The organism is Terriglobus albidus (assembly GCF_025685425.1).
GTDB lineage: Bacteria > Acidobacteriota > Terriglobia > Terriglobales > Acidobacteriaceae > Terriglobus > Terriglobus albidus.
The window spans coordinates 170,171-182,891 of sequence record NZ_JAGTAS010000057.1 but is presented as its reverse complement, the minus strand read 5'-3'; the positions used below and the strand labels follow the sequence as shown (position 1 = coordinate 182,891).

Annotated in this window: 13 protein-coding genes; 9 read left to right on the top strand and 4 right to left on the bottom strand. The window is 58.1% G+C overall.

What is annotated here, in order from left to right; all coding sequences use genetic code 11:
• Positions 1-101 precede the first annotated feature (101 nt).
• Complete coding sequence (locus OHL21_RS17080; RefSeq protein WP_263418496.1) at positions 102-983, top strand: TPM domain-containing protein; 882 nt, start codon at positions 102-104, stop codon at positions 981-983.
• Between the two features lie 54 nt (positions 984-1,037).
• Positions 1,038-1,610, top strand: coding sequence for a LemA family protein (locus OHL21_RS17075; RefSeq protein ID WP_263418495.1), 573 nt, complete (start codon positions 1,038-1,040; stop codon positions 1,608-1,610).
• Between the two features lie 87 nt (positions 1,611-1,697).
• Here OHL21_RS17075 and OHL21_RS17070 read toward each other — a convergent pair whose 3' ends face one another.
• A complete protein-coding gene (locus OHL21_RS17070) occupies positions 1,698-2,045 on the bottom strand; it encodes an STAS domain-containing protein (protein WP_147648700.1) in 348 nt (115 codons plus the stop codon).
• 17 nt (positions 2,046-2,062) lie between these two features.
• A complete protein-coding gene (locus OHL21_RS17065; RefSeq protein ID WP_263418494.1) occupies positions 2,063-2,503 on the bottom strand; it encodes an ATP-binding protein in 441 nt (146 codons plus the stop codon).
• 335 nt (positions 2,504-2,838) lie between these two features.
• Between OHL21_RS17065 and OHL21_RS17060 the strand changes: the two genes are divergently transcribed.
• The 4 genes from OHL21_RS17060 to OHL21_RS17045 all read left to right on the top strand — a co-directional run bounded on the left by OHL21_RS17060 (position 2,839) and on the right by OHL21_RS17045 (position 8,710).
• Complete coding sequence (locus tag OHL21_RS17060) at positions 2,839-4,902, top strand: M13 family metallopeptidase (RefSeq protein WP_263418493.1); 2,064 nt, start codon at positions 2,839-2,841, stop codon at positions 4,900-4,902.
• Between the two features lie 230 nt (positions 4,903-5,132).
• The gene (locus tag OHL21_RS17055; protein WP_263418492.1) at positions 5,133-6,398 is read left to right on the top strand and encodes a magnesium transporter MgtE N-terminal domain-containing protein; all 1,266 of its coding nucleotides are present in this window, start codon (positions 5,133-5,135) and stop codon (positions 6,396-6,398) included.
• The gene (locus OHL21_RS17050) at positions 6,399-7,460 is read left to right on the top strand and encodes a CgeB family protein (RefSeq protein WP_263418491.1); all 1,062 of its coding nucleotides are present in this window, start codon (positions 6,399-6,401) and stop codon (positions 7,458-7,460) included. It abuts the gene before it with no gap.
• A complete protein-coding gene (locus OHL21_RS17045; RefSeq protein ID WP_263418490.1) occupies positions 7,457-8,710 on the top strand; it encodes an Nramp family divalent metal transporter in 1,254 nt (417 codons plus the stop codon). Before OHL21_RS17050 ends, OHL21_RS17045 begins: the two co-directional genes overlap by 4 nt.
• On the opposite strand, the gene OHL21_RS17040 is transcribed toward OHL21_RS17045, so the two are convergent.
• Positions 8,707-9,177: a (deoxy)nucleoside triphosphate pyrophosphohydrolase gene (locus OHL21_RS17040; protein WP_263418489.1), complete on the bottom strand. Its 471-nt coding sequence runs from the start codon at positions 9,175-9,177 to the stop codon at positions 8,707-8,709. The genes OHL21_RS17045 and OHL21_RS17040 overlap by 4 nt on opposite strands.
• A gap of 32 nt (positions 9,178-9,209) precedes the next feature.
• The gene (locus OHL21_RS17035) at positions 9,210-9,932 is read right to left on the bottom strand and encodes an HAD family hydrolase (RefSeq protein WP_263418488.1); all 723 of its coding nucleotides are present in this window, start codon (positions 9,930-9,932) and stop codon (positions 9,210-9,212) included.
• Between the two features lie 69 nt (positions 9,933-10,001).
• Here OHL21_RS17035 and OHL21_RS17030 point away from each other — a divergent pair, with 69 nt between their 5' ends.
• From OHL21_RS17030 to OHL21_RS17020, 3 genes are read left to right on the top strand one after another with little or no spacing between them, the layout of a single operon-like run.
• Positions 10,002-10,928, top strand: a complete 927-nt coding sequence (locus OHL21_RS17030; RefSeq protein ID WP_263418487.1) for a tyrosine recombinase — start codon at positions 10,002-10,004, stop codon at positions 10,926-10,928.
• Positions 10,925-11,860: a tyrosine-type recombinase/integrase gene (locus OHL21_RS17025; protein WP_263418486.1), complete on the top strand. Its 936-nt coding sequence runs from the start codon at positions 10,925-10,927 to the stop codon at positions 11,858-11,860. Before OHL21_RS17030 ends, OHL21_RS17025 begins: the two co-directional genes overlap by 4 nt.
• Positions 11,861-11,902: 42 nt before the next feature.
• Complete coding sequence (locus OHL21_RS17020) at positions 11,903-12,721, top strand: rhamnogalacturonan acetylesterase (protein WP_263418485.1); 819 nt, start codon at positions 11,903-11,905, stop codon at positions 12,719-12,721.

The following is a 12,721-nucleotide window of genomic DNA, read 5'->3' as shown; positions in this document are numbered from 1 at the left end:
CTTTCCTGTAGGTGTAGTGCAGGGCTTGTGCATCTATGGGCGTTTTCCGCAATGAAAACGCCGCCTTCCGGGATACTTAGCAACAGGAAAAATGCTCTAGAATGATGACAGATATGGGCCGATGGGCCAGATCGTGGATGTGGGCGCTGCTGATCGTGCTGGCGCCCTTGGCGGCGGTGGGAGAGAAGGTAAGCGACCTTCCCAAGCCGACGGCTTACGTAACCGATCTGGCGGGCGTATTGTCCGATCCGGCCAAAGCACAGATCAATCAGTATGCAGGCGAGGTGGAGCGGCAGGCGCACGCGCAGATTGCCGTGGTCATCATCAAGTCCCTCGACGACCGTCCCATCGAAGACTACGCGAACGATCTCTTCCATACCTGGGGCATTGGACCTAAGGATCCGAAATACAAAGATCGTGGCATCCTGTTGCTGTTTGCCACGCAGGATCGCAAGCGGCGTATCGAAGTTGGCTTCGGTCTCGAAGGGATTCTTCCCGATGCCAAAACTGGCGATATCGGACGGGCGATGCGGCCGCTGCTGCAGCAGAACCAGTGGGACGAAGCGATTCGTCTCGGTGTGACAGAGATCGGACAGATAATTGCGGACGACGCTGGAGTCACGCTCAATCCTCCGCAGACAGTACATACCTATCATCGTGCGACGGTACACTCCGGTGGCGGCATCGGCATCGGTGTTCTGGTCGTTGGCTTTATCCTCTTCCTGATTGTTGTGAGCATTCTGCGCCGTATCTTCGGGGGCGGTGGTCCTGGTGGTTTCGGCGGTGGTGGCGGCGGTGGTTGGCTGCCCTGGCTAATTCTCGGCAACATTCTGGGCAGCGGCGGTGGACGCCGTGAGTGGGGTGGCCGAGGCGATGGTGGTGGCGGCTGGGGTGGTGGCAGCGATGGAGGCGATTCCAGCGGCGGCTTCGGTGGTTTTGGTGGTGGTGACTCCGGTGGCGGTGGCTCCAGCGGAGACTGGTAAAGATTTTCAGAGTTGGCCGGAGGCAAGCCTCCGGAGAAACAGGAGACGAGGCAAATGAAAGGTTTTCTGATTGGGCTGGTAGCCGTTGTACTGATTGTGGTGTTGGCATTCGGCAGCTATACGGGCTCCAAAAACACGATGGTGCAGAAGAACGAGGAGGTTACAGCAGCCTTCTCTGAGATCGATGTGAACCTGCAGCGCCGCGCTGATCTGATCCCGAACCTGGTGGCGACCGTGAAGGGTTACGCCAAGCAGGAGCTGGACGTGCTGACGGCGATCTCCAACGCACGCGCCGGCCTGCTGACCGCAAGAACACCCGATGAAAAGCTGGCGGCGAACGACCGTTTGAGCGTGGCACTGCTGCCGTTGACCCGCCTGCAGGAGACCTATCCGGAGCTGAAGAGCAATGAGCAGTTCCAGCGCTTGGAAGATGAGTTGAGCGGTACGGAAAACCGCATTGCCGTTGCGCGCCGCCGCTATAACGATTCCATCAAGGACTACAACGTGTACATCCAGCAGTTCCCGCACTCCATCTGGGCGGGTATGGCCGGGTTCACTCCGAAGACGGGTTACTACGCAGCCGATCCGGGCTCGAAGACCGCGCCGAAAGTGGATTTTGGCAAGTAGCGCCGCTAGATCAATAAAACAGAAAGGCCGCCCGTCAGGGCGGCCTTTATCGTTGCGTCAGAGTCCCAGTGCAGATCAGGGAACCGGCTACTTCGTGAATGAAGCGACGGCCGAAGCTTCATCGTCCTTGACGTCGAAGACGGTGTAGAGCTTCGTGATCTGGAGCAGGTCGTGGACCTTCTTGGTCAGGTTCAGCAGTTTCAGCTCGCCACCGGAGTTCTTGACGGTGGTGAAGGAGCTGACGAGCTCGCCGATACCCGAGGAGTCGATATAGCTGACGTCGCCCAGGTTCAACAGAACGCTCTTATTGCCCTTAGCGAGCTGGTCGCGGATCGCGTCGCGCAACACGACGCTGCCTTCTCCGAGAGTGATGCGGCCGCTCAGATCCAGGATAGTGACGCCGTCTACCTGGCGGGTGCTGACTTTCATGCTCACGTGGTGATTCCTCCTAGTTAATTGCCCGCTGGTGCGGGAGTGCGGTGTTTGATCAGGGTCAGTTCCGTCCCGGGATGGGTCTGCCGGAAGTGTACCTCATCCATAAAAGCGCGGATGAGGAAGATACCTCGTCCCGATCCGCGCAGGATATTCTCTGGCGCGAGCGGGTCGGGAATGGTGTCAGGGTCAAGTCCCGGCCCCTGGTCAGCAATCTTGATGACCAGATCCGATGAGGTGGTTTCAAAGGACGCGCTTACATGCTTCTCCGTGCTGTAGTTATTGCCATGAAGCACTGCATTCACTGCGGCTTCACGCACGGCCATCGCAATGTTGGGGATATCGTCCTCGGAAAATCCTGCACGCTGGGCGAATTGCTCAGCCTCCAGCTCGAGCCGATTGACGGTGTCGAGCGTCGAGTCGAGGGTGAAGCTGGCGCGGCTTGTTATCGAGTCGGCCAAATTACTCCTGCAGGCGAGGTGCTGATTTTGGAGCCGCCGACGCCAGAGGAGCCGGAGTTTCGTCCAAGGTGCTTGCAAAGGCAGTTTGCTTCCCAGGGAAGCAAAAGTCAAGAAATTGGAATCGGAGGGTCAATCAACCCCAGCAGGGAACCTTCCTCTCCGGGGGAGCGTATGCCCTTTCACCGCGATAGAGCATTTTTCCTGTAGGTGTAGCGTAGGGTCTCCGCATTTATGGGCGTTTTCCCCGATGAAAACGCCGCTGCATTCCTCTTCCCGGATACCCAGCAACAGGAAAAATGCTTAGGATGAAGTGTCTAAAAAGGAGAAAGAACGATATGCGTTTGCGCTTTGGTTTGGCGGCGGCATTGTGGTGTGGCTTGGCAGGTGCAGTTTTTGCGCAATTTCCAGCCGCGCAATCGACATCGCTGAAGCCTTTGCAGGCGATGCCGTACTCCCCCAGCTTGAATGTCGCCGATATGGATAAGTCGGTCGATCCGTGCGTGGACTTCTACCAGTACTCCTGCGGCGGATGGATGAAGAGCAATCCGATTCCAGCGGACCAGGCCGGATGGAGCGTCTATGGCAAGCTGGCGCAGGACAATCTCCAGTTTCTGTGGGGCATCCTGGTGGATGCCTCGAAGGCCGGCAATCGCACACCCAGTCAGCAGAAGATCGGCGATTATTTTGGCGCCTGCATGGATGAAGATTCCATTAACAAGCGCGGTCTGGGGCCTCTGAAGCCTCTGCTTGCCCGCATCGATGGCTTGAAGACGCGTGAAGAACTGGTGGCCTATCTTCCAGTGCTGCATCACGAACAGGTAGGGAACTTCTTCTTCGGCTCCGGCTCGGGGCAGGATCTTGGCGACTCCTCGCAGGTGATCGCATTTATCGCTGCGGGAGGCCTGGGATTGCCCGACCGCGACTACTACACCAAGACCGACGCCAAGAGCGAAGAGACCCGGGCAAAGTATGTCGCCTACATCGCACAGCAGTTGACGCTTGCCGGAGAACCGAAGGCGGCGGCGGAGACTGACGCTGCCGCGATTATGAAGATCGAAACCGCTCTCGCAAAGGCCTCGCTGACCCGCGTCGAACGCCGCGATCCATACAAGGAGTACCACAAGATGTCGGTCGAGGATTTGGGCAAGCTGACGCCCTCGATCGATTGGAACCGCTATTTTGCAACGCAGAATGTCCCGACCGTGACGTCGCTGAATGTGAACCAGCCTGACTTCCAGAAAGCACTCCAGACCGAGCTGACAGCGGAGCCGTTGCCGGCCTTGAAGGCGTACCTGCGCTTCCATGCGATTACCGCCGCGGCTCCCTCACTGTCGAAGGACTTCGATGAAGCTCAGTTCAACTTCTATTCGAAGTATCTGCGCGGCGTGCAGCAACAGCAGCCCAGGTGGAAGCGCTGCACCCGCCAGGTGGACAACATGCTTGGCGAAGCTCTGGGACAGGAGTTTGTCCGCCGGACCTTCGGTCCGGATACCAAAGCCAAGACGGTGAAGATGACGGATGAGATCGAGCAGGCCATGGCTGGAGAGATCAAAGGCTTGACCTGGATGAGCGATGCCACCAAACAGCGTGCGATCGAAAAGCTGCACCTGGTCCGGAACAAGATCGGGTATCCGGACAAGTGGCGCGACTATTCCAAGCTGGAGGTCAAAGCCGACGATTACTTCGGCAACATGCTGCGGGCCTCTCTTTTCGAGGACCAGCGTCAGTGGGCCAAGGTGGGTAAGCCGGTGGACAAGAACGAGTGGGACATGACGCCGCCGACCGTCAATGCCTATTACAACCCCCAGATGAACGACATCAACTTCCCGGCCGGTGTGCTGCAGCCGCCGTTGTATGACGCCAAGCTCGACGACGCTCCCAACTATGGCAATACAGGATCAACCATCGGCCACGAGCTGACGCACGCCTTTGACGATGAAGGGCGACAGTTCGACGGAGCAGGAAACCTGAAGGACTGGTGGACGAAGGAAGACGCCGAAGGTTTTGAAAAGCAGATCAATTGCCTGCGCGATCAGTTTGCTACCTACACCATCGTGGACGACATTAAGATCAACTCGAAGCTGACCAGCGGCGAAGATGTAGCTGATCTGGGGGGAACGCTGATCGCGTATATCGCCTGGAAGAAGGCGACAGGAAATCAGCGGCTTGCACCAGTGGAGGGATTCACCCCTGACCAGCGGTTCTTTATCGGGTTTGCCCAGTGGGCCTGCGAGAACCAGCGGCCGGAAAACCTGCGGGTGAGCGCGATTACCAATCCACACTCCCCGGGTTATGCACGTATCAACGGTATCGTGACGAATATGCCCGAATTTGCCACAGCCTTCGGATGCAAAAAAGGCCAGCCGATGGTGAAGGAGACGGTCTGCAAGGTGTGGTAGAGCATTTTTCCTGTAGGTGTAGCGTAGGGTCTCCGCATTTATGGGCGTTTTCCTCAATGAAAACGCCGCTGCACGCTCCTCCCGGGATACCGAGCAACAGGAAAAACGCTCTAACGCACGCCTGAATCTCCAAAAGCCGGCTCTCTTTTCGAGTGCCGGCTTTCTCTTTTTGGTTCTATTACATAGCACTGGTGGTGCGCATCTGAATGCTTGGGTAGACTGCGAACAGGATGCACGCTCCTCTCCATCTCCGGACCAGTGCCGCAGCCATGATCGGTATGCCGGTGAAGAATGCCCATGGGGGCGTTCTGGGAAGGGTGCGGGATGTGGCCGTCGATCCGGCAAAAGACACCAACCATGTTGCGGGTTTCGTCCTGCGCCGCGCCGGGAAAGAACGGGCGCCGGGATGGGTCTCCATTGAATCTCTGGAGAGGACCGAGTCTGGGGACCTGCGATTGCGTGCAGGGGCCGAGGTCAGCCCTATCGGTACCGATCATGAATATCTGCTGCTGGACCGCGACCTGCTGGATCAGCAGATCATTGACGTGCACGGCCACAAGGTCGTCCGTGTGAATGATGTTGACCTCGCATGGGAGGGGGAAAACGGGCACGGTCCATTGCGGCTGCGCATCGCCGAGGTAGAAGTCGGTCTCCGTGGTGCTCTGCGCCGGCTGATGAAGGGGCTGCCGCGGCCTGTGGTCTCGTTGAGCGAGCGCGCAGTGGCGCGGATTATTCCCTGGGAGTTCGTGGATCTGATCGAACGCGATCCCGCTCGCCGGGTGCGCCTGAAGATCGAGCAGAACCGGCTTGCAAAGATGCATCCGGCCGATATCGCCGACATCCTGGAAGAGCTTGCCCCGGCAGAGCGCGAAGCTGTCTTTGCCAGCCTGGATGAAGAGGTTGCTGCCGAGGCCCTGGAAGAGGTCGATCCAAAGCTGCAGAAGGCCCTGCTCGAAGGCCTGGACTCGGAGCGTGTCGCTGACATCGTCGAAGAGATGGATCCCGGAGCCGCAGCCGACCTTCTGGCGGAACTTCCTGAGGAGCGTTCCGAAGCGATTCTCGAAGAGATGGATCCCGAGGAGCGGCAGGAAGTGGAGGAACTCCTCGAGTTCCCGGAGAAGTCTGCAGCGGGCCGCATGACAACGGAGTACATCAGCGTCTCCGGTGATGCCACAGTGGCTGACGCAATTGTGGCGTTGAAGGGGTTCGAGGGAGACATCGCCTCTGTGACGGATATTTACCTCACCAATGAGAACGAAGAACTTGAGGGTGTGGTTGGGCTGGCGAGATTGTTGCTCGCCCCGAAAGATACGCTTTTGAAGGACCTGGTTGAAGGCCGTCCGGTATCTACGACAGCGGATGCGAACGGCAAACACGTGGCGGAGCTGTTCGATAAATACAATCTGCGGTCTTTACCGGTTCTGAACGAGGAGAAGAAACTGGTGGGCATCATTCTGGCGGAGGAAGTGATCTCCCTCCTGCGTGAGGATCGATAGATGAAGATTCTGTATGTCGCGCAGATATCAGAAAACGATACGACGCTATACCGGCAGTGGGCTCTGGAACGCGCCGGTCAGCACCTGTTTCCCATCAATCTCTACGACTACGGTTTCAAGCAGCCTCTGCTCCACAAGATTGAGTTTCGTTTGGCGGTGGGGCCTGAGGTGATGCGCCTGAATCGAGAGGTATTGAAGCAAGCGCAGATCCATCAGCCTGATGTGCTCTGGGCAGATAAGGCTCTTTGGTTATGGCCCTCCACCCTGAGGAAGTTGCGGAAGATGGGCATTACCACCGTCAGCTATATGATCGACAACTTCTTTGGCCCCCGAAAAGATCCCGGCTGGCGCTTGTATCGTAAGAATCTGCGTGAGTATGACCTGCATGTCACTCAGCGCGACGCGAATGTGATCTCATACCGTGCGGCCGGTGCGCGTGACGTTCTGAAGATCCAGACGGCTTATGAACAGACACTTCACTTTCCTCCACCGGCAGGATGGAGCGACAAAAATCGCGATCGCGAAGTGTCTTTCATCGGTACACCGTACGATCAGCGGGCGGAGACACTCACTCGTCTGGCTCGGGAGTTTGGTGTGCCGGTGGTGATTTCCGGAACCCAGAGACATTGGGCAAAGGCTTTGGATGCAGATGCCATGCGGACTCTATACCGGGAAGGCGAACTTTACGGTGCAGCGTATCGAGAGGCCATCTGGAGATCGAAGATCAATCTGAGCTTCATTACGCACTCTAATCAGGACGAGTTTGTGCACAAGAGCTTTGAGATTGCAGGTTGCGGCGGCTTTCTACTCGCGGAGCGATCTCAAGGACACCTGGAACGATTTGTCGAGGACGAAGAGGCAGTTTTCTTCGACGGATTCGAGGAGCTGCTGGCGAAGATCAGGCGCTGGCTCCCGGATGAAGCGGGAAGGGCGCGCATCGCTGCAGCCGGACGTCGACGTGCCGAGGCCGGCGAATACCATAACGACGGCCAGGTCAAAAAAATTCTGGAACGCCTGGAATCGATTGTTCCGAAGGTACGGGCAGAGGCGGCCGCCGGATGAAGAAGTTCAGTCTGCGCACAAGACTGTTGTTGTTCCTTGCCGTGCTCGGGCCAGGCTTCATCACCGCCAATGTCGACAACGATGCAGGTGGCATCCTGACCTATTCCCAGGCAGGGGCACAGTACGGCTACAAGCTGCTCTGGACGATGATCCCCATCACGCTGGCGCTGATCGTGGTGCAGGAGATGTGCGCACGCATGGGAGCGGTGACCGGCAAGGGGCTGAGCGACCTGATCCGCGAGGAGTTCGGGTTAAGAATGACCTTCGTGATGATGGTGCTGCTGGTCATCGTCAACTTCGGAAATGTCATCGCCGAGTTCTCCGGTATCGCCGGCAGCCTGCAGCTCTTCCACCTGAGCAAGTACATCAGTGTGCCCATTTGCGCTGTGCTGGTATGGGCTCTGGTGGTGTTTGGCGATTACAAAAACGTGGAGAAGATCTTTCTTGCGGCCAGCGTGTTCTATATCGCGTACATCATCGCCGGCGTGCTCGGCCGCCCGGATTGGCACGCAGCGATGGTTGAAACGGTGAAACTCCCTGGACGAGAGGTCTGGAGTGACCGCAACTACATCTACATGACCATCGGTGTGATCGGTACAACCATTACGCCATGGATGCAGTTCTATTTGCAGTCGTCGATCGTTGAGAAAGGTGTCTCGGTCAGGCAGTATCGCGCGTCCAGGCTGGACGTGATCATCGGCTCGATCTTTACCGATATCGTCGCGTGGTTCATCGTGGTGGTGTGCGCCGTGACGCTCTATACGCACGGTATGCGGGACATTCAGGTGCCGGCCGATGCTGCGGAGGCGATGAAGCCTGTCGCTGGCGACTACGCATTCATCCTGTTTGCCGCCGGGTTATTTAATGCCAGTCTCTTCGCGGCGTCGATTCTGCCTCTTTCCACGGCATACACGGTGTGCGAGGGCCTGGGGTTCGAGAGCGGTGTCGATAAGAGATTTGGCCAGGCTCCGTTCTTCTACTGGCTTTATACGATCCTGATTGTGGCGGGAGCCGCGGTAGTGTTGATTCCCAACTTTCCGCTCGTGCCGATGACGATTCTGTCGCAGGTGCTGAACGGTGTGCTGTTGCCGATCGTCCTGATCTTCATGCTCAAGCTCATCAACCGGAAGGAGCTGATGGGGACCTGGACGAACAATCTATGGCTGAATCTGGTTGCGTGGACGACAGCTGTAGTTGTGATCGGACTGACCGCTGTGATGCTGTGGAATACGATCCGGGGGCTGTTCTAAAGCAGCTTGCCGGAGGCGAGGTCCTGGATCAGAGTCAGATCCGCGGCCAGAAAGTCGAACTCCGGTAGCCGGGATAGCAAAGTCCACTGCATGTCATTGAAAATAAGGTTCTCCAGCTCTCCTTTGAACTCATGGACAGCAAAGAACTGAAGGTCGACGGCCCCGCCGTTGCGATAATTGTGACGCAGGCGGGTAATACGTGGGCCGATGACAGCCTCGATGCCGAGCTCTTCGTTCAGCTCGCGGCGCAGGGCCGCCTCGGGAGATTCGCCGGCCTCGATCTTGCCGCCGGGGAACTCCCATTTGAGGGCCATCGCCTGTTCCGGACGCCGCTGACAGACAAGGACTTCGCGGCCCGTCTCCGTCTCGCGCAGGATCAGCGCGGCGACTACGAGACGAATCTGCTTCGCAGCTTCCTTGGCTGCATGACGGCGTCGGCTTTTTTTCGCGGCTCGGCTCACGTACACACAGGTTAGACGCCCGAGAGGGTCTCTAAGCCTCAGAGAGTTCTGACGGCAGCCGGATAGTAAACGGCCCAGCCATTTGTATGGCTTATCTCGGCCAGGGCGGCGGTTGGGTTTACGGGATACGGCTTCTTCGCGATCTCAAGCATGGCCGCATCATGGACCGAGTTTCCGAAGACAGCGTCAGGCTGGGGAAGGCCGACACGGCGCAGAGAGATGGCTTTGTTTTCATCCGATGGGACATCCCGCAGGGAGCGTGTTGCAATACCGCCTTTGACCTCGACACAGGCCGCCAGAACGCGTTCGGGCGGAATATGAAAGCGGCTGGCGCCCTCTTCCACCACCCAGTCGCATGTGGAGGAGACAGCCCAGATCTCGGTTCCGTTCTTTTGCAGCTCCGCAACCAGGTCGAACATCTCAGGGAAGATAAAGGGTTCGATCTCGGTACGGAAGAACTCGGCGGCGGAGGAACGGATAGCCTCCTCGCTCAGCCCCTCGTAAACCTGTACCATCTCGCCGCAGATCGTGATTTCGTCGACTTCGCCATTACGATAGGCAGCGTGCCGGCCTTCAATCCATGCGCTCTGTTCCGGAGAGAAGAGGCCGGTTTGAGTGCTCCAGCGCATGAAACCCGAACCTGAGTCCGGATGCCACAAGGTGCCGTCGCAGTCGAAGACAGCAACTTTGGGCGCGAGTGTGCGGATAGAGGCGAGAAACTGGTCCGTGCTGAGTGATACGGGCATCTCTCTATTCTGCATGATCGCCCTGCTATCCACCTTGGTTCCTCCATGGCAGGCCGGCGTACACGTCGCCGGATAATGACAAGGATGAGCGACGCCGCCCGCAATTCGGCACTGCTGCGCGAGTACATGACGTACCTCAGCGTGGAGAAAGGGCTGCGCCCTCTCTCCCGCGAAAGTTACCTGCGGGACCTGGAGCAGCTGGCGGAGTTTCTGGAGACGACGCACACCTTGCTGCTTTCAGCAACACAGACGCAGGTGAGTGCGTTCATGGAGGATATGCGGTCGCGCCATGTCGAGTCGCGTTCCATTGCGAGGAAGCTGAGTTGTTGGCGTGGCTTCTATCGCTGGCTGCTGAAAGACAAGCGTATTCAGCATGATCCGACTGTCAACCTTGAGACACCTGCCTCGTGGAAGGTTCTGCCGAAGTCGCTGGCCGAGGCAGAAGTGGGTGACGTCCTGACGCGTGCGGCGCAGATGGCGGCCCATCCGCAGGCTGAGCCACAGATGCTGCGCGATTACGCCATTCTGGAACTCTTGTATGCGGGAGGATTGCGGGTCAGTGAGATTACGACATTGCGCGAGGCTGATCTGCATCTGGATCAGGCCCGTGTCCAGGTGCGCGGCAAGGGCGATAAAGAACGCATCGTGCCTCTCGGGGTTCCATCGATCAAAGCTCTGGAACGTTATCTGAAAGAAGGCCGTCCGGCGCTATGCGGCAAACAGTTTGAGCGCACGCTGTTTCTGAGTGTACGGGGCAAGCCGCTGACACGTGACTGGGTATGGACGATGGTGAAGAAGTGGGACAAACGCGCCAGCCCGCATATGCTGCGGCATAGCTGCGCTACGCACATGGTGGAGCATGGCGCTGACCTTCGCAGCGTGCAGACACTGCTGGGCCATGCCGATATCGCTACGACCCAGGTCTATACGCATGTGGCTCTGGGGCGCTTGAAACAGGTGCATCGTCTCCATCATCCGCGCGCAAAGCGCCGTGAAGGGGCTGCCTCATGAGTTTTGCGGATCTGGCGGAAGAGTTTCTACGGGTGATTGAAGGTGAACGTGGCGCTTCGCCGCATACCCTGCGGGCATACCGCCGCGAGTTGAAGGACTTCGCTGCGTATCTGGCGGAGACATTCGGCGAGCAGGGAAGCATCCTCAAGATCGAGCACACGCACATCCGGAACTATCTCGCCGTCTTGTTTGATCGCGGCTTGGGAAAGCCATCAGCCGCGCGAGCCCTCGCCGCCATTCGATCGTGGTTCAAGTGGCTGGCGAAGGCGGGTCACGTGCAGCAGAATCCGGCTCTCCTGGTTTCCACTCCGAAATTGCCGAAGCATCTACCGCGTGTGCCCAGCGTAGAAGAGGTTAATCGCGTTCTGGACTCAATGGATAACGATGAAGAGGCTGCAACCTGGCCGGCGCGTGAGCGCATGATCTGGGAGCTGCTCTATGGCTGCGGCATCCGTAACTCCGAGCTGGTAGGCATGGATCTCGCGGACATTCAGTGGAAGAACGAAGTCATTCTTATCCGCGGTAAAGGACGCAAGGAGCGGTTTGTTCCCCTTGGAGACGCTGCCGCAGAGGCGATTCGTGCCTATCTTCCGGAGAGGGAGCAGCGCTTGACGGCTGCCGGAAAAGGAGCCCTGGTAGAAGAGGGGCCACTTCTTGTGAATGCGCGGATTCGTGGGGCAGCACGACTGACCACGCGCAGCATCGGCCGTATTGTGAAGGCGATTGCCGTCAGCAAAGGTTTGCCCGCGGACGTCCATCCACATACCCTGCGCCACGCTTTCGGGGCGCATATGCTGGAAGAGGGCGCCGATCTGCGCGCGATTCAGGAAATTCTTGGCCACGAACGGCTCTCGACGACCCAGCGTTATACGCAACTTACGGTCAACCAGGTACAGCGCGTCTATGACGAGACACATCCTCGGGCGCGCTAGGGATCCAGAAACAGGGAGCGTTTTAGTAGTAAAGTTGCGCGTATGCGTACCTTGCATTTCTTTCTGCTGCTGATGTGCTCTGGCGCTGTGATGGGCCAGGCGGCCAGCTCCCAGACCAATCCGGACGATGCTGTTGCCCGGCCAGTGACGAAGTACGACAGCGCCGCGGCGCCACTAAATCCGGCACTTCCAACCATCTTCATCGTGGGGGATTCGACGGCGCAGAACAAGACAGATCTGGGCTGGGGCGACCATTTCGCTCACTACTTCGATACCTCGCACGTCAATGTAGCGAACCGGGCCCGCGCGGGTCGCAGCAGCCGGACATTTATCCGCGAAGGCGCGTGGGATGCCTTGCTCTCGCAACTCAAGAAGGGGGATTTTGTCCTGATTCAGATGGGACACAACGATGGCGGCCAACTGGATGGGGAAAAGCCGCGCGGCACGCTGAAAGGAATCGGCGAAGAGCAGAAAGAAGTGACACTGCAGGATGGATCGAAGGAAATTGTCCATACCTACGGTTGGTATCTGCGGAAGTATATTGCCGATACGCGCGCCAAGGGGGCGACGCCGATTCTGCTGAGCCTGACGGTGCGCAATATCTGGACGGATGGCCGAATCGAGCGGGATATGGGGTATGACGGCTTTATCCAGCAGACCGCTGAGGCGGAACATGTCGCATATTTGGACATGGCGACGGTCGAGGCCGACAAGTTGGAAGCGATGGGTGCTGAAAAGACAAAACTTTTATTTCCCATCGATCACACGCACACCAGTGCCGAAGGCGCGGAGCTGAATGCTGGCGCCGTGGTTGAGGCGCTGAGGCGCGCAAACTCGCCGCTGATGACGTACCTCCGGTAG